17 protein-coding genes are annotated in these 19,564 nt (G+C 55.8%); 7 read left to right on the forward strand and 10 right to left on the reverse strand.

Going from position 1 to position 19,564, the window contains the following annotated elements; genetic code table 11:
* Positions 1 to 112: 112 nt before the first annotated feature.
* On the forward strand, positions 113 to 1,798 hold the full coding sequence (locus OGW17_RS13980; RefSeq protein ID WP_071259593.1) for an aspartate:alanine antiporter: 1,686 nt from the start codon (positions 113 to 115) through the stop codon (positions 1,796 to 1,798).
* 167 nt (positions 1,799 to 1,965) lie between these two features.
* On the opposite strand, the gene OGW17_RS13985 is transcribed toward OGW17_RS13980, so the two are convergent.
* Positions 1,966 to 2,508 (reverse strand): TetR/AcrR family transcriptional regulator, encoded by a 543-nt coding sequence (locus tag OGW17_RS13985; protein ID WP_071259595.1) that lies wholly within the window; start codon positions 2,506 to 2,508, stop codon positions 1,966 to 1,968.
* Positions 2,509 to 2,594: 86 nt separating this feature from the next.
* Between OGW17_RS13985 and OGW17_RS13990 the strand changes: the two genes are divergently transcribed.
* Positions 2,595 to 3,803, forward strand: coding sequence for an MFS transporter (locus OGW17_RS13990; RefSeq protein WP_071259597.1), 1,209 nt, complete (start codon positions 2,595 to 2,597; stop codon positions 3,801 to 3,803).
* Positions 3,803 to 4,618, forward strand: coding sequence for a Cof-type HAD-IIB family hydrolase (locus tag OGW17_RS13995; RefSeq protein ID WP_071259599.1), 816 nt, complete (start codon positions 3,803 to 3,805; stop codon positions 4,616 to 4,618). The genes OGW17_RS13990 and OGW17_RS13995 overlap by 1 nt, the downstream gene beginning before the upstream one ends.
* Before the next feature lie 38 nt (positions 4,619 to 4,656).
* Here OGW17_RS13995 and OGW17_RS14000 read toward each other — a convergent pair whose 3' ends face one another.
* Positions 4,657 to 5,889, reverse strand: a complete 1,233-nt coding sequence (locus OGW17_RS14000) for an MFS transporter (protein WP_058668863.1) — start codon at positions 5,887 to 5,889, stop codon at positions 4,657 to 4,659.
* 312 nt (positions 5,890 to 6,201) lie between these two features.
* Here OGW17_RS14000 and ybjG point away from each other — a divergent pair, with 312 nt between their 5' ends.
* On the forward strand, positions 6,202 to 6,810 hold the full coding sequence (gene ybjG, locus OGW17_RS14005; RefSeq protein WP_012133117.1) for an undecaprenyl-diphosphate phosphatase: 609 nt from the start codon (positions 6,202 to 6,204) through the stop codon (positions 6,808 to 6,810).
* Positions 6,811 to 6,881: 71 nt separating this feature from the next.
* On the forward strand, positions 6,882 to 7,640 hold the full coding sequence (gene deoR, locus OGW17_RS14010; RefSeq protein ID WP_071259601.1) for a DNA-binding transcriptional repressor DeoR: 759 nt from the start codon (positions 6,882 to 6,884) through the stop codon (positions 7,638 to 7,640).
* Between the two features lie 106 nt (positions 7,641 to 7,746).
* Here the strand turns inward: deoR and dacC are convergent, their stop codons facing one another.
* The gene (dacC, locus tag OGW17_RS14015) at positions 7,747 to 8,949 is read right to left on the reverse strand and encodes a serine-type D-Ala-D-Ala carboxypeptidase (protein ID WP_024130500.1); all 1,203 of its coding nucleotides are present in this window, start codon (positions 8,947 to 8,949) and stop codon (positions 7,747 to 7,749) included.
* A 244-nt stretch (positions 8,950 to 9,193) separates the two neighbouring features.
* Between dacC and OGW17_RS14020 the strand changes: the two genes are divergently transcribed.
* The gene (locus OGW17_RS14020; protein WP_012133120.1) at positions 9,194 to 9,820 is read left to right on the forward strand and encodes a glutathione S-transferase family protein; all 627 of its coding nucleotides are present in this window, start codon (positions 9,194 to 9,196) and stop codon (positions 9,818 to 9,820) included.
* Here the strand turns inward: OGW17_RS14020 and OGW17_RS14025 are convergent.
* Entirely contained in the window at positions 9,817 to 10,932 is a 1,116-nt protein-coding gene (locus tag OGW17_RS14025; protein ID WP_047457915.1) for a PQQ-dependent sugar dehydrogenase, read from the reverse strand. The genes OGW17_RS14020 and OGW17_RS14025 overlap by 4 nt on opposite strands.
* A gap of 103 nt (positions 10,933 to 11,035) precedes the next feature.
* Complete coding sequence (gene bssR, locus OGW17_RS14030) at positions 11,036 to 11,419, reverse strand: biofilm formation regulator BssR (RefSeq protein ID WP_024130501.1); 384 nt, start codon at positions 11,417 to 11,419, stop codon at positions 11,036 to 11,038.
* A 231-nt stretch (positions 11,420 to 11,650) separates the two neighbouring features.
* Here bssR and rimO point away from each other — a divergent pair, with 231 nt between their 5' ends.
* Positions 11,651 to 12,976, forward strand: coding sequence for a 30S ribosomal protein S12 methylthiotransferase RimO (gene rimO, locus OGW17_RS14035; RefSeq protein WP_024130502.1), 1,326 nt, complete (start codon positions 11,651 to 11,653; stop codon positions 12,974 to 12,976).
* 127 nt (positions 12,977 to 13,103) lie between these two features.
* Here the strand turns inward: rimO and gsiD are convergent, their stop codons facing one another.
* From gsiD to iaaA, 5 genes are all read right to left on the reverse strand, one after another.
* Positions 13,104 to 14,015 (reverse strand): glutathione ABC transporter permease GsiD, encoded by a 912-nt coding sequence (gsiD, locus tag OGW17_RS14040; protein ID WP_012133126.1) that lies wholly within the window; start codon positions 14,013 to 14,015, stop codon positions 13,104 to 13,106.
* Between the two features lie 2 nt (positions 14,016 to 14,017).
* Positions 14,018 to 14,938 carry a glutathione ABC transporter permease GsiC gene (gene gsiC / locus OGW17_RS14045; protein ID WP_049010826.1) on the reverse strand — a complete coding sequence of 307 codons (921 nt, stop codon included), beginning with the start codon at positions 14,936 to 14,938 and terminating at the stop codon, positions 14,018 to 14,020.
* A gap of 105 nt (positions 14,939 to 15,043) precedes the next feature.
* Entirely contained in the window at positions 15,044 to 16,582 is a 1,539-nt protein-coding gene (gene gsiB, locus OGW17_RS14050; protein ID WP_047457921.1) for a glutathione ABC transporter substrate-binding protein GsiB, read from the reverse strand.
* A gap of 35 nt (positions 16,583 to 16,617) precedes the next feature.
* Positions 16,618 to 18,489, reverse strand: a complete 1,872-nt coding sequence (gene gsiA, locus OGW17_RS14055; RefSeq protein ID WP_071259603.1) for a glutathione ABC transporter ATP-binding protein GsiA — start codon at positions 18,487 to 18,489, stop codon at positions 16,618 to 16,620.
* Positions 18,490 to 18,499: 10 nt separating this feature from the next.
* Complete coding sequence (gene iaaA / locus OGW17_RS14060) at positions 18,500 to 19,441, reverse strand: beta-aspartyl-peptidase (RefSeq protein ID WP_071259605.1); 942 nt, start codon at positions 19,439 to 19,441, stop codon at positions 18,500 to 18,502.
* Between the last annotated feature and the right edge of the window lie 123 nt (positions 19,442 to 19,564).

Below are 19,564 nucleotides of genomic sequence, written 5' to 3' on the forward strand. Positions count from 1 at the left end.
GCTTTTATTTGAGCGCCGATACGATGCCGACGCCTCATAATTTCTGGCAAAAACATTAGCGTAAATTGTCATTTCTTTCAACAGCTTACTGGTAAACAAGAAGTTAGTCTCCGTGAATATAAACGTCGCAGATTTGTTAAATGGGAATTACATCCTGTTATTATTTGTGGTCCTGGCTCTCGGGCTATGTCTGGGTAAGTTACGCCTGGGTTCAGTCCAACTCGGTAATTCCATTGGCGTTTTAGTGGTCTCCCTATTATTAGGGCAGCAGCACTTTAGTATTAACACCGATGCACTAAATCTGGGCTTTATGCTGTTTATTTTTTGTGTCGGCGTCGAAGCTGGCCCCAACTTTTTTTCTATTTTTTTTCGCGACGGCAAAAATTACCTGATGCTTGCTCTGGTCATGGTCGGTAGCGCGCTGCTGATTGCATTAGGGCTGGGTAAGCTCTTTGGCTGGGATATCGGCCTGACCGCCGGTATGCTGGCGGGCTCCATGACCTCGACCCCTGTGCTGGTCGGCGCAGGCGACACGTTACGCCATTCCGGTCTGGAGAGTTCGCAGCTCTCGGTCGCGCTGGACAACCTGAGCCTGGGCTACGCGCTGACCTACCTCATCGGCCTGGTCAGCCTGATTGTCGGCGCACGTTACCTGCCGAAACTGCAACATCAGGATCTGCAAACCAGCGCCCAGCAGATTGCCCGCGAGCGCGGCCTGGATACCGATGCCAACCGCAAGGTCTATCTGCCGGTCATCCGCGCTTATCGCGTTGGCCCGGAACTGGTGGCCTGGGCCGACGGGAAAAATCTGCGCGAGCTGGGCATCTATCGTCAGACCGGTTGCTACATTGAGCGCATCCGCCGTAACGGTATTCTGGCAAACCCGGATGGCGACGCGGTATTGCAGATGGGCGATGAGATTGCCCTGGTCGGTTACCCGGATGCACATGCCCGGCTGGACCCCAGCTTCCGTAACGGCAAAGAAGTCTTCGACCGCGACCTGCTCGACATGCGCATCGTGACCGAAGAGATCGTCGTGAAAAACCACAATGCCGTAGGCCGCCGTCTCGCCCAGTTGAAGCTGACCGACCACGGCTGCTTCCTTAACCGCGTGATCCGCAGCCAGATTGAAATGCCGATCGACGACAACGTGGTGCTGAATAAAGGCGACGTCTTGCAGGTGAGCGGCGATGCGCGTCGCGTGAAAACCGTCGCGGACCGTATCGGCTTTATCTCGATTCACAGTCAGGTAACCGATCTGCTGGCCTTCTGCGCCTTCTTTATCATCGGCCTGATGATCGGGATGATCACCTTCCAGTTCAGTAATTTCAGCTTTGGCATCGGCAACGCCGCCGGACTGCTGTTCGCCGGGATCATGCTCGGTTTCCTGCGAGCTAACCACCCCACCTTCGGGTACATCCCGCAGGGCGCGCTGAACATGGTGAAAGAGTTTGGTCTGATGGTCTTTATGGCCGGCGTCGGCCTGAGCGCGGGCAGCGGCATCGGGAACGGGCTTGGCGCGGTCGGCGGGCAAATGTTGATTGCCGGTCTTGTGGTGAGCCTGGTGCCGGTCATTATCTGCTTCCTGTTCGGCGCTTATGTATTACGTATGAACCGCGCCCTGCTCTTCGGCGCCATGATGGGCGCGCGCACCTGTGCTCCGGCGATGGAGATCATCAGCGACACGGCGCGCAGCAACATTCCGGCATTAGGCTATGCGGGAACCTATGCGATAGCCAACGTTCTGTTAACGCTGGCGGGGACACTTATTGTCATCATCTGGCCGGGCTTAGGATAAAACTGAAGTTTGCCTTTAAGTGAAAAATTTTTGCAGGTAAGCAGAACTTTTCTTCAAGGCGTCAGTCATAACTAGTGCCACTGCTTTTCTTTGATGTCCCCAATTTGTGGAGCCCATCAACCCCGCCATTTTGGTTCAAGGTTGATGGGTTTTTTGTTGCCTGAATTTCACGCCTGCCCGGCAATACGCTTCACCATGACCAGAATATCGTCCCGCGTTAAAGGCGCTCTGTCGGTGACGAAATGGAGGGTCATGCCTTCGATAAACGCGTCCAGCGCGCGGGCGGTCACCGGTTCAAACCACTGCTCCAGCGTTTGCTGACTGCGCTGCATCCAGTTCTGCATCACCGTTTTCAGCGCCGGTTTTCGGCTGGCGAAGGCATACAGCTGGTACATCAGCTCCATATTATCTGGCGTGGTCACCAGCGAGCTGTAGATCATGTCGGTAATGGCGTGACAGGCTTCCTGAACGTTCGTGACATCGGCAAAGAATGACTGAAACTGGTGCGACATTGTTTCTGTAAACCGGCTTAACGCCTCGATCAGCAACTCATCGATTCCCGAAAAATAATAGGTCATCGACCCGAGCGGCACCTGCGCTATCGCCGCGATTTTGCGGTGCGTAACGCCGTGAATGCCATGCGTTATTATCGCTTCCTGCGTGGCCTGAACGATTTTGTCTCGCCGCAGGGGATCGTTAGCTCGTCGCACTGCTTTTCCTCTCATCACGTTTGTGTACAAATGTACACAAACTTGCTAGTGTTGTCCTCTGTATTCTCTTTTTTCAGTTTGAATCAATGACCGCCATCTCATCACGTAAAGCCTTAAGACGCCGGACCTGGGCGCTTTTTATGTTCTTCTTCTTGCCAGGGCTGTTGATGGCCTCATGGGCAACCCGCACCCCCGCCATTCGCGATATCCTCTCGGTCTCAACGGCAGAAATGGGGGCGGTGCTGTTTGGGCTTTCCATCGGTTCGATGAGCGGTATTCTGTGCTCCGCCTGGCTGGTAAAGCGATTTGGCACGCGCAACGTCATTCAGACCACCATGTCCTGCGCCGTTGCGGGGATGGTTATCCTCAGCATTGCGCTGTGGTTCGCTTCTCCGCTGGTTTTTGCACTTGGCTTAGGCGTATTCGGCGCCAGCTTTGGCGCCGCCGAAGTCGCTATCAACGTCGAAGGGGCGGCGGTTGAACGTGAAATGAATAAAACCGTCCTGCCGATGATGCACGGTTTTTACAGCTTCGGTACGCTGGCTGGCGCTGGCGTCGGCATGGCGCTAACCGCCTTTAACGTCCCTGCCAACGCTCATATCCTGCTGGCGGCTCTCGTCGCGATTGTCCCCATTTTTATTGTTATTCGCGCCATTCCCGACGGCACGGGGAAAAACGCCGCCGACGGCGCCCACACAACGGAAAAAGGCGTACCTTTTTATCGCGATATCCAGCTACTGTTGATCGGCGTGGTGGTACTGGCGATGGCCTTCGCTGAAGGGTCCGCCAACGACTGGCTGCCGCTTCTGATGGTGGATGGTCACGGCTTCAGCCCAACGTCCGGCTCGCTGATTTATGCGGGCTTTACGCTCGGTATGACCGTCGGGCGCTTTACCGGCGGCTGGTTTATCGACCGTTATAGCCGCGTGGCGGTAGTCCGCGCCAGCGCGCTAATGGGAGCGCTCGGTATTGGTCTGATTATCTTCGTCGACAGCGCCTGGGTCGCGGGCGTTTCCGTTATTCTCTGGGGGCTTGGGGCGTCACTTGGCTTCCCGCTAACGATTTCAGCAGCCAGCGATACCGGCCCGGACGCGCCAACCCGCGTCAGCGTGGTGGCGACAACCGGTTATCTGGCCTTCCTGGTGGGGCCGCCGCTGCTGGGCTATCTTGGCGAACATTATGGTTTGCGCAGCGCAATGCTGGTTGTGCTGGCGCTGGTCATCCTGGCTGCTCTTGTCGCGAAGGCTGTCGCCAAACCAACATCGAACACTCAATCTGTTATGGAGAATAGTTAATGGGTATCAAGCTAATTGCGGTAGACATGGATGGCACCTTTTTGAGCGATCAAAAAACCTATAATCGCGACCGGTTTATGGCGCAGTATCGGCTAATGAAGCAGAAAGGCATCCGTTTTGTGGTCGCCAGCGGTAATCAGTATTACCAGTTAATCTCTTTCTTTCCAGAGATCGCCCATGAAATCGCCTTTGTCGCTGAAAACGGCGGCTGGGTGGTCAGCGAGGGCGAAGATGTGTTCAACGGCGAACTGGCGAAAGAGGATTTTGCTGCCGTTGTCGATCATCTGCTGACCCGCGCGGATATTGAAATCATCGCCTGCGGTAAAAACAGCGCCTATACCCTGAAACAGTACAACGATGAACTGAAACAGGTTGCGGCGATGTACTACCATCGCCTTGAGTTCGTGGACAGCTTCGACAACATCAATGACGTGTTCTTTAAATTCGGCCTCAACATTACTGATGACCGTATTCCCCAGGTTCAGACGGCGCTGCATGATGCGATTGGCGATATCATGGTGCCGGTTCACACCGGTTACGGCAGCATCGATTTGATCATTCCCGGCGTACACAAAGCGAACGGCTTGCGTCTGCTGCAACAACGCTGGGGAATTAACAATGATGAGGTCGTGACGTTTGGCGACGGCGGCAATGATATTGAGATGCTGCGTCAGGCCGGCTTCAGTTTTGCGATGGAAAACGCCGGAGCGGCGGTGGCCTCTGCGGCGAAATATCGGGCGGGCTCGAATAACGCGGAAGGCGTGCTGGACGTTATCGACCGCGTGCTGAAAAATAAAGCCCCGTTCAGTGGGTAATGCCTCTTTGAGGCCTGATGGCGCTGCGCCGGACGGCCTCACCCTTCCCGTGAATCCCCTACCCGTTTGTCTTTCAGGAAGATAACCATCAGCAGCAGCCAGAGAATGCCGTTCGCCAGGTTGAAGAGGCTGAATAAGCCGTTGCCGCCGCTCAGATAAGCATGCTTGCTCACTTCAATACCCACGGTAAAGATCAGCATCTGCAACATCCCCATCGCCGCAGAAACCGTGCCTTTGCTCATATCGCTGGCAAACAGGGTCAGACGCACCAGCCCCGCGTTCGCCACGCCGATGCCAAAAGCGTAGACGCTCAGACCCGCCGTCATCCATAGATATGCATGGGAAGAGACCACCGTCGCGGCTGCGGCGATCAGCAATCCCGCCACAATCGGCCAGCCGCCCATGATAATCAATGCGCGCACCGTTCGCCGGGAGGTCAACCGCGCCAGCACCAGATTCCCGGCAATCAGCGCGCCAAAGACAGGAACCTGCAACAAGCCATATTCATAGCTGCTGAGCTGCTCACCGCTGATGATAATGATCGGCGACTGGGCAATCCACGCCAGCAGCGGCAGACTGACGAACCCCAGCGCCAGCGCGCCGGCAACAAACCGCACGTTTTTCAGCACCAGCTTGTAATCCCGCCCCAGTTCTTTAAGCGACAGCTTCTCGCCGAGGCGGGTCGCGGTCTCCGGCATCGCGCGCTGTAAGCCGACAAAAGCAATCGCCGCCAGTACGGCAAACAGAACAAACATCCCTTCCCACGGCAGAACATGCACCCAGGCGGCGCCCACCAGCGGCCCCAGTAGCGGCGCAATCAGGGCAACGTTAGCCATTAGCGCCGTAATTTTGATACACACCGCTTCTTCAAAGGATTCCTGAATGGCGGCGTACCCCACGGCGCCAATAAAGCACAGGCTTACCCCCTGCAAAAAACGCAGCAGGGTGAACTGCTCAATGTTTTGCGCCAGCAGTGTGGCAAGGCAGGTGACGATAAACCAGATCACGCCCGCTAACATCACCGGGCGGCGTCCAATACGATCCGACAGCGGCCCTAACAGCCACTGCAAAAACATCCCGCCCGCCAGGTAGGCGGTCATCGAGGTCGGAACCCAGTCGATCCCGGCCTGATACTGTTCCACCACCGCCAGCATCCCCGGCTGGATCATATCGTTGCCGATATACGTAGAAAATTCGTAAAGCACCAGACAGAGAGGGAAAAGCAGTGCCTGACGTCCGAGCCGGACGCCTGTTTGTGAAAGGTTTTGCATGCAATCTCTTCGCAAATAAAAAATCGCGCAAAGTGTAATGAAAGTACGTTACCTGAGATAGCGAATTATGTGATTTAAAAACAAAATGCGCACATTTTTACATAATCATCCTTCGTGACCTTTTGCTTTAAGGTTAATTTAAGTTGCTGGCGCTATCATGGCGAATAAGCTCGCGCCATTGTCTTAAATCTCCTCATTTTACAGATAAATAAGACAATACCGCTTTCCCCCCGTTGCGGCACTTTGTATTCTCGCCCTTACCCGGAGCACGTAGGGTCGTTTCGTTTAATCACTGCACTGAGTCTGGATGTTATGCTGGAAAACCTTAACAACTCGCTGTTTTACTTAATCAATGCCACCCCCGACTCCGCACAGTGGATGATCGCCCTGGCCATTTTCATTGCCAGAGATTTGATTAACATCGTGCCTCTGCTGGCCGTTGTGCTTTGGTTATGGGGGCCGCGCGATCGGGTCTGCGCTCAACGCCAGCTGGTGATTAAAATGGGTATCGCGCTGCTCATCAGCCTGACGATCTCCTGGATAATGGGGCATCTTTTCCCGCACGATCGTCCTTTTGTCGATCGTATCGGCTATAACTTCCTGCATCACGCGCCCGATGACTCCTTCCCGAGCGACCACGGCACCGTTGTCTTTACCTTTGCGCTGGCGTTTTTATTCTGGCACCGCGTCTGGTCTGGCGTACTGCTCATGGCGCTGGCCGTGACGGTCGCCTGGTCACGCGTTTACCTCGGCGTTCACTGGCCGCTGGATATGCTCGGCGGTTTGCTGGTCGGGATGATCGGCTGCCTGAGCACGCAAATGCTGTGGCAAAAATATGGGGTTGCTCTCTACCACGGCCTACAAACGTGCTACCGCGTCTGCTTCGCGCTGCCCATTCGTAAAGGCTGGGTACGTGACTAACCTGGTGAAAAAAGAGTAGTATTAAGCGCTCTGTACTGTGCAGAGTGCTTATTCAACTGTCCAGGGGAATTATGGAAACACGACGCGACGAGCGTATTGGTCAATTGCTGCAAGCGCTAAAACGCAGCGATAAATTACACCTGAAAGAAGCCGCGACTCTGCTGGGCGTATCGGAGATGACCATTCGTCGCGACCTGAATAATAAAAGCGCGCCCGTCGTGTTACTGGGCGGGTATATTGTTCTGGAACCCCGCAGCGCCAGCCATTATTTATTGAGCGATCAAAAATCCCGCCTGGTTGAAGAGAAGCGCCGCGCCGCGCAGCTGGCCGCCGGTCTGGTACAGGCGCATCAGACGATTTTTTTTGACTGCGGCACCACCACGCCGTGGATCATTGAAGCCATTGATAACGAATTGCCTTTCACCGCCGTCTGTTATTCCCTGAATACGTTTCTGGCGCTCCAGGAAAAACCCCTGTGCCGGGCGATTCTGTGCGGCGGGGAATTTCACGCCAGCAACGCCATTTTCAAACCGCTCGATTTTCAGGAAACCCTGAATAATATCTGCCCTGATATCGCCTTTTATTCCGCCGCAGGCGTTCATATCAGCAAAGGGGCAACCTGTTTTAACCTCGAAGAGCTGCCGGTGAAACACTGGGCCATGTCGATGGCGCAATACCATGTCCTGGTGGTGGATCACAGTAAATTCGGCAAGGTGCGACCCGCGCGGATGGGGGAATTAACGCGTTTTGATACGGTAGTGAGTGACTGCCGCCCTGACGATGAGTTTGTCGATTATGCCAAAGCGCAGCGCATTACGTTGATGTATTGATGTAAGGTTTGCCGGATGGCGGCGCTGCCGCGCCTTATCCGGCCTACAAATATGCACGTATCGTAGGCCGGATAAGCGTTAACGCCATCCGGCACCGTCACCGCGATTAAGAGAACCAGCCGCCAAACCACTGGTGGAATTTCATCAGGACGAAGTCCCATATCCGCCCAAAGAAGCCGCCCTCTTCCACGTTTTCCATCACCATCAGCGGACGCTGTTCAATGGACTTTCCGTTGAGCTGGAAGTCGATAGTGCCGACAACCTGACCTTTCTTCAACGGCGCGGTTAGCTGCGGTTCCGTCAGCGTAAAGCTGGCCTTCAGGTTTTTCAGCTGTCCGCGTGGAATCGTCACGGAACCCGCCTCTCCCGCGCCCAGATTCACCTCGCTCTTATCCCCAAACCAGACGCGCTGAGTCACGAAAGTCGCGTCAGGTTTAATGGGTGTCACCGTTTCAAAGAAGCGGAAGCCCCAGGTCAACAATTTCTCTGACTCATTAAAACGGATGCGATCGGTTTTCGTCCCCAGCACGACGGAGATCAAACGCATATCTCCCTGAGTCGCAGAGGCCACCAGATTGTATCCGGCGCCTGCCGTTGTCCCGGTTTTCATGCCGTCAACGTTCAGATTAGAACTCCACAGCAGGCGGTTACGGTTCGGCTGGCGAATCTTGTTGAAAGTGAACTCTTTTTCTTTGTGAATGGCGTACTCTTCCGGCACATCATGGATCAGCGCTTTGCCCAGCAGCGCCATATCACGCGCGGTACTAAACTGCCCCGGCGCATCCAGCCCGTGAACCGTCTGGAACGTTGTGTTGGTCAGCCCCAGTTTTTTCGCGTAACCATTCATCAAACCAATGAACGACTCCTGGCTTCCGGCAACATAATCCGCAAGCGCAATACAGGCGTCGTTACCCGACTGAATAATCACACCCTTGTTGAGATCGGATACCGAGACCTGATCTCCGGGCTTAAGAAACATGACCGACGAACCGCGCAGAGCCGGGTTGCCCGTGGCCCAGGCGTCTTTTCCTACCGTCACCATATCCGTAAGCTGAATTTTTCCGGCCTTCAGCGCCTGCCCGACGACGTAACTGGTCATAATTTTGGTCAGGCTGGCAGGGTCCAGTTTCTCGTCGGCGTTGCCTTCCGCCAGCACCTTGCCGCTGGAATAGTCCATTAAAATCCACGCGCGCGCATCAACGCTCGGCGGCGCCGTTGTCTGCTCAGCCGCCTGTAACGTCGGCGCAAAAAGGAATAAGAGTGCTGAACCCGCAGCAAGACTACGAAGGGAAGAAGAGTATTGCGTCATAAATGCCACCCGAGTATCCATTCCAAAAAAACACGCCATACCACCGTGTTATAAGTGCGGTGAGTAATAACGCACTAACGAACTTAAAGAAACCGTAAGTTGGTAAAGTTTTTAAAGTTTATGCAATAACGCCACGCTGCGCTGCCTCCGTGAGGATTTTTTTGCAAGCTGTTGCGTAAATGTTAGCTTTATCCCACCATGGGACGAGTCGGATACCGATTGCAGAACAATTTGAGGGGTAACTATGATTACGCTGTGGGGACGGAATAACTCAACCAACGTCAAAAAAGTGCGATGGACGCTCGACGAACTGGAGCTGCCTTATACGCAAATTCTGGCAGGCGGGCAGTTCGGGCTGAATCATGACGCTGACTATCTGGCGATGAACCCGAATGGCCTGGTGCCGCTGCTGCGCGATGATGAAACGGACGTTTTGCTCTGGGAGTCCAATACCATCGTCCGCTATCTGGCGGCGCAGTATGGGCAAAAGCGTCTGTGGGTAGACTCTCCGGCGCAACGGGCAGAAGGGGAAAAGTGGATGGACTGGGCAAACCAGACGTTAAGCCCGGCGCATCGCGTGATCCTGATGGGTTTAGTCCGCACCCCGCCGGAGCAGCGCGACCAGGCGGCGATCGACGCCGGCGCCAACGTCTGCGACGGCCTGTTTGGCATTCTTGATGAGGCGCTGGCCAGCCAGACCTGGTTCTCCGGCGCGGAGTTCGGCACGGCGGATATCGCGATCGCCCCCTTCGTCTACAACCTGTTTAACGTTGGCCTGAGCTGGACGCCGCGCCCTCACCTTGAGCGCTGGTATCAGCAACTTACCGAACGCCCGGCGTTTCGTAAAACGGTGATGATCCCGGTCAGCTAAGCGCGTGGGCTGACTTTCAGCAGTTCTCCGTCGGACTCGTCGGTTAAGACATATAAATAACCGTCGGGTCCTGCGCGCACATCGCGAATACGTTTCCCTCTGTCGCCCAGAATCCGTCCGTCCTCCGTCACCTTATCGCCGTTAACGCTCAGGACAATCACATCCTGCTCTTTCAGCGCGCCGATAAACAGTTTCTGCTTCCATTGAGGGAACGTGTCGCTGTTATAAAACGCCATGCCGCTGACCGCTGGCGATTTTTTCCAGTAGAAGATCGGCTGTTCCGTTCCCTCGACAATTTCACCTTTCGCTTCCGGGATTTTAAAGCCGCTGTAGTTGATGCCCCAGGTTGCCAGCGGCCAGCCATAATTTTTACCTTTTTCGGGGATATTGATTTCATCGCCGCCGCGCGGGCCATGCTCATTCAACCACAGCGCATCGCTCCACGGGTTTATCGCCATACCCTGCGGGTTACGTATGCCGTACGACCAGATCTCAGGGCGCGCGCCGGTCTGATTCACAAAGGGATTATCCGGCGGCACGCTCCCCTGGTCGGTCAGGCGCACCACTTTGCCCTGCAACTTGTCCAGATCCTGTGCGGTAGGGCGCTGATTATTTTCGCCAAGCCCGATAAACAGATGGCCTTTGCCATCAAAAACCAGTCGTCCGCCGAAATGATTACCGGTTGAGAGTTTCGGCATCTGACGAAAAACGGTCTGGAATTCCTCCAGATGCTTCAGGTCATCGCTGAGTCGCCCGAAGCCTACCGCCGTTCCGGCTTTCCCCTCGCGATCGGCCTCAGAAAAACTGAGCCAGACGCGGCGAGACTGCTCAAAATCAGGCGCGAGCGCCACGTCCAGTAATCCCCCCTGCCCGTTCGCCCAGACCTTCGGCACGCCCGTTATCGGATCGGAAAGCCCTTTACCCGCCTGCCAGTGACGAAGCTGGCCGCCTCTGAGAGTTATCAACATACCGCGATTATCCGGCAGAAAAGCCAGCGCCCAGGGGTGATCAAGTTTGGTCTGCAAAACCTCCACCTTCACCGCCGGGGTTTCTGCATTCACGAAGGGAGAAAACAGTGCCAATAAGGCAACAGAGAAAAGTGTCCGACGCATACCGCCTCCTGTATGACCCTGCGTTAAAGCGTAGTCAGCAAGGGACAGCGCGGATTGATTTTTACAAAAACTTAACGAAAAGGGGGAGTCGCCTCCCCCTGACTTAGACCTGTTCAAGCGGTGATTGCGCTTTCAGGCTCTGGATACTCAGCGTCAATGTTGTCAGACAGTTTTCAAGTTTCTCTGCGTTGACGGCGATAAACGTCGGACAGTCATGGTGTCCGCTCATGAGACATACTGCGGCGGCTGCCAGTGCGCCTTCAGCACGATGTAAAGCATTCCATTCTTCCTGATCCAGATGCAGACCTTGCAGCAGTGATTTATCGTGAAGCCCACGATTCAGTTCAAAAAAGTTGTCACGCAGATGATCACTTTCGCTGACTGACATATAGCCTTTCGCCTTTCTTAACTGCAAATAAGCGGCGAGATCGATTCGGGCGTTTATCAGCTTGTTAAGTAGCTCGGTTCTTAGTCTGTCAACGACCATACCTTGTTCCTCCTCTTTCCAACCATACTGCAACTTAATAGTATGGTCATTTTTTGAACAAAGTGCTGCCTGAGATCAATAATTCACTCGGTATTAACATACTTTACATATTTGCTATAAACCCCGTGGCGCGCTTACCCGCACAGGCGATGAGATAGCGATACATTTTTTGCCCGGATCTCTGTAGAATCCCTGCCCTGACCATTCCAATAACTGAACAATTTTTAAGCTATGAGCAATGTAACCCGCCAGCCGAAAATCGGCTTCGTTTCCCTGGGCTGCCCGAAAAACCTGGTTGATTCGGAGCGAATCCTGACTGAACTGCGTACCGAAGGCTATGACGTCGTACCGAGCTACGACGACGCCGACATGGTGATCGTCAATACCTGTGGCTTTATCGACAGCGCCGTACAGGAGTCTCTGGAAGCGATTGGTGAAGCGCTGACTGAAAATGGCAAGGTGATCGTCACCGGCTGCCTGGGCGCGAAAGTCGATCAGATCCGTGAAGTACACCCTAAAGTGCTGGAAATCACCGGGCCGCATAGCTATGAGCAGGTTCTGGAACACGTTCACCATTACGTACCAAAACCGAAGCACAACCCGTTCCTGAGCCTGGTGCCGGAACAGGGCGTTAAACTGACCCCGCGTCACTACGCCTACCTGAAGATTTCTGAAGGCTGCAACCATCGCTGCACCTTCTGCATTATTCCGTCCATGCGCGGCGATCTGGTCAGCCGTCCGATTGGCGAAGTGTTAAGCGAGGCCAAACGTCTGGTCGATGCGGGCGTGAAAGAGATCCTCGTCATCTCCCAGGATACCTCCGCTTACGGCGTGGATGTGAAGCACCGCACCGGTTTCCACAACGGCGAGCCGGTAAAAACGAGCATGGTCGACCTTTGCGAGCAGTTGTCAAAACTGGGCATCTGGACGCGCCTGCACTACGTCTACCCTTATCCGCACGTTGATGACGTGATCCCGCTGATGGCGGAAGGCAAAATCCTGCCGTATCTGGATATCCCCCTGCAACATGCCAGCCCGCGCATTCTCAAACTGATGAAGCGTCCGGGCGCTGTCGATCGCCAACTGGCGCGCATCAAACAGTGGCGTGAGATTTGCCCGGAACTGACCCTGCGTTCGACCTTTATCGTTGGTTTCCCTGGCGAGACGGAAGACGATTTCCAGATGCTGCTCGACTTCCTCAAAGAGGCGCGCCTGGATCGCGTCGGCTGCTTCAAGTACAGCCCGGTCGAAGGCGCTGGTGCGAACGCGCTGCCGGATCAGGTGCCGGAAGAGGTGAAAGAAGAGCGCTGGAACCGCTTTATGCAGCTGCAACAGCAGATCTCCGCAGAACGTCTGCAAGAGAAAGTGGGGCGCGAAATCCTGGTCATTATCGACGAGGTTGACAAAGAAGGCGCGATTGGCCGCAGCATGGCCGACGCACCGGAAATCGACGGCGCGGTCTACCTCAACGGTGAAACCAACGTTAAACCCGGCGACGTTATCCGCGTAAAAGTTGATAACGCCGACGAATATGACCTGTGGGGCAGCCGCGTTTAATTCGCCCAAATTATCGTAAAACCCGTAGGCGGATAAGGCATTTATGCCGCAATTCGGAGCAATGCCTGATGGCGACGCTGAAGCGTCTTATCAGGCCTACATGCTTATCAGGCCTACGGTTCCACATTCACCCCTTAATCTTCGGGTCCAGCGCGTCGCGCAGCCCGTCGCCCAGCAGGTTAAACGCCAGCACCGTCAGGAAAATCGCCACCGCCGGAAAAATCGCCACATGCGGCGCGATGACCATATCCGCCCGCGCTTCATTGAGCATCGCCCCCCACTCCGGCGTTGGCGGCTGCGCGCCTAACCCCAGAAACGACAGGCTTGCCGCAGAAATAATTGACGTCCCGATGCGCATAGTGAAAAAGACCACGATCGACGAGACCGTGCCGGGCAAAATATGGTTGAACAAAATCGTCGCATCGCTGGCGCCAATACTGCGCGCCGACTCAATAAACGTCTGCTGTTTCAGCACTAATGTGTTTCCGCGCACCAGACGGGCAAACGCGGGGATAGAAAAGATAGCGACGGCGATAATCACATTCGCAATACCGCTACCGAGCACCGCCACGACCGCAATCGCTAACAGAATGCCCGGAAACGCAAACAGCACATCGCAAATACGCATAATCAGCCGGTCCCACCAGCCTTCGTAATAGCCCGCGACCAGCCCAAGCACCGTGCCGAGCGCCGCGCCGATAAAGACGGCGAAAACGCCTGCCGCCAGCGAAATTTGCGCCCCGACCAGGACGCGGCTGAAAATATCCCGCCCCAGCGAGTCCACGCCAAACCAGTGCGCCGCCGAAGGACCGTCATTCAGGCGATCGTAATCAAAGTAATTTTCCGCATCGAAAGGCGTTAGCCAGCGGGCAAATATCGCCACCAGGATCAGCAACAGCACAAATATCCCTGCGATCATCGCCACATGCTGACGGCGAAAACGCCGCCAGAATTCATGCCACGGCGTACGCACCCGGTCGGGTTTGACCAGCGGCATGGCATCTAAAACCGCCTGACGGCGCCAGTTAAATAATCGCATCCTTACTTGTACCTGATAGCCGGGTTAATGGCGGCATAGAGCACATCCACCACTAAATTGATAAGAATAAACTCCAGGGAAAACAGCAGCACTTCAGCCTGAATCACCGGGTAGTCACGCATTTCCACTGAATCAACCAGCAATCGCCCCAGTCCGGGCCAGTTAAAGACCTTCTCGACGACAATCGAACCGCCGAGCAGAAAGCCAAACTGCAACCCCATCATGGTCACAACCGGGATCATGGCGTTACGCAGACCGTGTTTCAGCACCACCCAGGTTTCGCTGACCCCTTTCGCGCGCGCGGTGCGCATATAGTCTTCACTGAGGACATCCACAAACGACGCTCGGGTAAAGCGCGCCATCACGGCCGCAACGGCGGCACCAAGCGTGATGGAGGGAAGAATATAGTGCTGCCAGCTATCTGCGCCCACGGTCGGCAACCATCCCAGCTCAACGGAGAATATCTGCATCAGCAGCATCCCCAGCGCGAACGCCGGGAACGAAATCCCGGTTACCGCCAGCGTCATGCTGAGCCTGTCCGGCCAGCGATTACGCCAGACGGCGGCGATAATCCCGGCAGTCATCCCGAACAGTACCGCCCATACCATACTGGTGATGGTCAACCACAGCGTCGGCATAAAGCGGCTGGCAATCTCTGCCGATACCGGACGCCGAGACACCATCGACGTGCCGAAATCACCCTGCAACACGTTAGTCATGTAATGCCAGAACTGGACATGCAACGGCCGATCGAGACCAAGCTGCTGTCGCACCAGTTCAATCACCTGCGCGTCAGCCTCCGGCCCGGCAATCAGCCGCGCCGGATCGCCAGGCAACAGATGAACAAATAAAAACACCAGCACCGCCACAATAAACAGAGTCGGAATCAACCCCAGCAGGCGCTTAAGCACATAATTAAGCATCAGGCTCCCTTTACAAACCTTTTGCCGGATGGCGACGTAAATCCCTTATCCGACCTGCAACGAACTGCATCTGCAAGCCGGATAAAACCATCGGGCGCGCGTTGCTTACTGCAAATCCGCGTCATCAAAACTGAAGCCAGTGTCCGGCATGATCCAGAAACCCGTCAAATTTTTACTGTGGGCTGAGACCAGTTTTTCCACCACCAGCGGAATCCAGGGGGACTCTTTCCAGAGGGTGTCCTGCGCCTCTTTATACAGGCGCGCTTTCTCCTGCGGATCGTTGGTTTTCAGCGCTGCCGCTAAGTCGTCATCAACCTGCTTGTTGCTGTAGAACGCAGTATTGAACAGCGTTGGCGGCCAGTTTTGCGAGGCAAACAGCGGTGACAACGCCCAGTCCGCCTCCCCCGTGGAAGCCGACCAGCCGGTGTAGAACATCCTCACACCGCTCTCTTTCTGCCCCTTGCCTTCCACTTCTGCCGCACGCTGCCCGGCGTCCATCGCCGTTACCTGCGCCTTAATACCGACCTGCGCCAGCTGCTGTTGCGTAAATTGCAGCACTTTCTGTGCGGTGCTGTGGTTATGAGACGACCACAGCGTGGTGCTAAACCCATTCGGATAGCCCGCCTCTTTCAGCAGTTCGCGCGCTTTCGCCGGATCGTAAGGCCACGGCGCGTAGCTCTGCGCATACGCAATGGCTGGCGGCACCACGCCCGTGGCAGGCGTCGCGTAACCGGCAAAGGCCACTTTGACCAGCGCCTGACGGTTGATGGCGTAGTTCAGCGCTTCCCGCACCTTCGGATTATCGAACGGTTTTTGCGTCACGTTCATGCTGATGTAACGCTGCATGATCGACGGGCTGGCAACCAACTGTAGATTTTTGTTTTTCTCCAGAATTGTCGCCTGCTCGTAAGGGATCGGGAACGCAAATTGCGCTTCCCCGGTTTGCAACATTGCCGCGCGGGTGTTGTTGTCCGTTACCGGACGCCAGGTGATCGTATCCAGTTTAGGTAAACCTTTCTGCCAGTAATCGGCAAATTTCTTCACTTTCACGAAATCAGTCTGGTTCCAGGTATCCAGCTGATACGGCCCGGTGCCGACCGGATGGAAGCCAATGTCCTTACCGTATTTTTCCAGCGCGGCCGGAGAGATCATCGCCGTCGCCGGGTGCGCCAGAATATTGATAAACGCCGAGAACGGTTGTTTCAGCGTAATTTTTACCGTCGTCGGATCGACCGCTTCGGTTTTATCGATGTTTTTATACAGGTTGTAGCGTTTGAGATGGTTTTCTGGATCGCTCGCGCGATCGAGGTTGGCCTTCACCGCCGCCGCGTTAAAGTCGGTGCCGTCCTGGAATTTTACCCCCTGGCGCAGCTTCAGGGTGTAGATCAGGCCATCGTCGGAAACGGTGTAGCTTTCAGCCAGCACATTTTTTAGCTTCATGTCTTTATCAAGACCAAACAGCCCCTGATAAAACGACTTCGCCACCGCCTGCGATAAGGTGTCGTTCGCATCGTACGGATCGAGCGTGGTGAAATTAGAGCCTACCGCTACCACCACATCTTTAGCAGCAAACGCCGGAGATGCCGCCAGTGCAGAAGCGACGCCCAGCGCAACCAGCCAATTACGGGTTACAAATGTTGTCATATTATTCTCCTGAACCCTGCCTGTTTTATGAGATGTTATAAACGCGATAACGCATTTTCTGCCTGCGGGCGCGCGACATAATGCCCCGGCCCGACTAACTGCAATGGAGCGGGCGCGATCTCCTCCCCACGTTTACGAATGTTGCTGGGGATATCGTCCGACAGCAGCACGCGCTGCGGCCTGTGCCGGGAAGGATCGGCCACCGGTACTGCCGCCATTAATTTACGGGTATAGGGATGCTGCGGATTTTCAAACACCGCCCGGCGGGGGCCGATTTCCACAATCTGCCCCAGATACATCACCGCCACGCGATGACTGATGCGCTCCACCACCGCCATATCGTGTGAAATAAACAGATACGCGATGCCCATTTCCCGCTGCAAATCGAGCAACAGATTAATGATCTGCCCGCGAATCGAGACATCCAGCGCGGAGACTGACTCATCGGCGATAATCACTTTTGGATTCAGCGCCAGCGCGCGGGCGATGCAGATACGCTGACGCTGGCCGCCAGAAAACTCATGCGGATAGCGCCACGCATGTTCCGGGCGCAATCCTACACGCTCAAGCAACCACGCCACCCGCGACGCAGCCGCCTCGCCTTCCAGCAAACCATGCACTCGCAACGGTTCCATTATGGAGTAACCCACCGTCTGGCGCGGGTCGAGCGAAGCGTAAGGGTCCTGAAAAATAAACTGAATATCTCGCCGTAGCGGCTGTAACTTACCGGCAGGAAGCGTGTCGATCCGCCGCCCGTTGAAGGTAATTTCGCCAGCCTGCGACTCCACCAGCCGCAGCAGCGCCCGCCCGGTGGTCGATTTACCGCAGCCGGATTCCCCCACCAGCGAGAGCGTTTCGCCAGGCCAGAGATCAAAGCTGACGTTTTCCACCGCATGCACTTCACGGGTCACGCGGTTAAGAATGCCGCTACGCAGCGGAAAACGCGTCACCAGGTTGCGCACTTGCAGGATTGGATCGCCTGCCACCACCGTGTCCTGCTCAGTTTGCGGTTCCACACAATCGGGATCGTTCAGTGAAATCAGCGGAAAGCGGCGCGGCAGATCGTGTCCGCTCATCTCGCCTAACTGCGGCACGGCAGCCAGCAGCGCTTTGGTATAAGGGTGCTGCGGCGCGTGGAAAATTTGCTCAACGCTGCCGGTTTCCACCGCTTCGCCCTGATACATCACCAGAACGCGATCGGCAATATCGGCCACCACGCCCATGTCATGGGTGATAAAAATCACCCCCATCGACATATCCTGTTGCAGCACTTTGATCAGTTGCAGGATCTGCGCCTGAATCGTGACGTCCAGCGCGGTGGTCGGTTCATCGGCAATCAGCACCGCCGGGCGGCACGACAACGCCATCGCGATCATCACCCGCTGGCGCATCCCGCCGGAAAGCTGATGCGGGTAACGCGATAAGATGGCCTGCGACTCAGGAATGCGCACCTGGTCAAGCATCCGTTTCGCTTCCGCCATTGCCTCTTCGCGGCTCGCCCCCTGATGCAGACGAATGGACTCGGCAATCTGCTCGCCCACGGTAAATACCGGGTTAAGCGAGGTCATCGGCTCCTGAAAGATCATGGCGATATCCGCGCCGCGCACGCGCTGCATCTGCGCATCGCTTTGCTCTCCCAGTTCAATGACCTGGCGATTACGCCGCCGAAGCAGCATCTGATCGCAGTGAACGTCGCCGCCCGCCTGCTCGATCAGGCGCATCAACGATAACGCCGTAACGGATTTCCCCGATCCCGATTCGCCGACAATCGCCAGCGTTTCGCCTCGCTGAAGCCGAAACGACACATTGCGCACCGCGCTGACGCGTTGCTGCTCCTGCTCGAACGCAATGTTCAAATTTTTGACCGCCAGTACGTCGCTGGCGTCTAATTCGTGACTGTGTGGCACCTGTTGCTCCTCACTCCCGGTAGATCCCCGTCGTTGGCGTATCTCCGGCATATCCCCAGGCGCGATACATGCCTTCGCTGTTAAAAGGTAGGGCGACGTTGCCTTCGTGATCGACGGCAATCAGCCCACCGCTGCCGCCCAGCGCAGGCAATTTCTCCATGACCACACGCTCGCAGGCTTCCGCCAGGCTGAGTCCGCCGTAGTCCATCAGCGCGGCGATATCGTAGGCCGCCAATGCGCGGATAAACACCTCGCCCGTTCCGGTACAGGAAACCGCCGCGCTGGCGTTGTTGGCGTAACACCCAGCCCCGACCAGCGGGCTGTCGCCTACGCGACCAGGCAGTTTATTCGTCATGCCGCCCGTCGACGTGGCCGCCGCCAGATTACCAAACCGATCCCGCGCCACCGCGCCCACGGTGCCCATTTTGGTGGTTTCATCCAACGGCGCGCCGCTATGGTCGAGCACCGTTTCTCCGGCGTCACGCGCCGCCAGCAGTTGCGCATAGCGCTCAGGCGTGGAGAAAAGATCGGCAGAAACGCGCACCATCCCCTTGGAAGCCGCAAACGCTTCCGCCCCGTCCCCCATCATCAGCACATGCGGGCTTTGCTCCATCACCAGCCTGGCGGCCAGCACCGGGTTGCGTAAATGGCGAACGCCAGCGACAGCGCCTGCGTTAAGCGTATTGCCGTCCATGACGCAGGCATCCAGCTCGTGGGTGGCGTCGCGCGTGTAAACCGCGCCGATCCCGGCATTGAATAATGGGCACTCTTCCAGCAAACGCACCGCTTCCGTCACCACATCCAGCGCGCTTTCGCCCGCCTCCAGCATTTTCTGTCCTGTTTCGACGATGTCCGACAGCGCCTGAATATAGCGCTGTTCCTGCTCCTGGCTCATCTGTGCGCGCGTAATTGCGCCTGCGCCGCCGTGAATAGCAATGACTGCTTTGCCCATTATTTGTCGTCCGTTAGCGGTGGCACACAACTTTCCCTATAAATATCAGAATTGTTGTGAGTTATTGATTCGATTTTTGAATATAGAAAGATGCAGGCGGCATGTAAAGGTAAAGGGCCAGCC

Origin of the sequence: Citrobacter sp. CK181 (assembly GCF_030333595.1) — a bacterium.
Lineage (GTDB): Bacteria > Pseudomonadota > Gammaproteobacteria > Enterobacterales > Enterobacteriaceae > Citrobacter_B > Citrobacter_B koseri.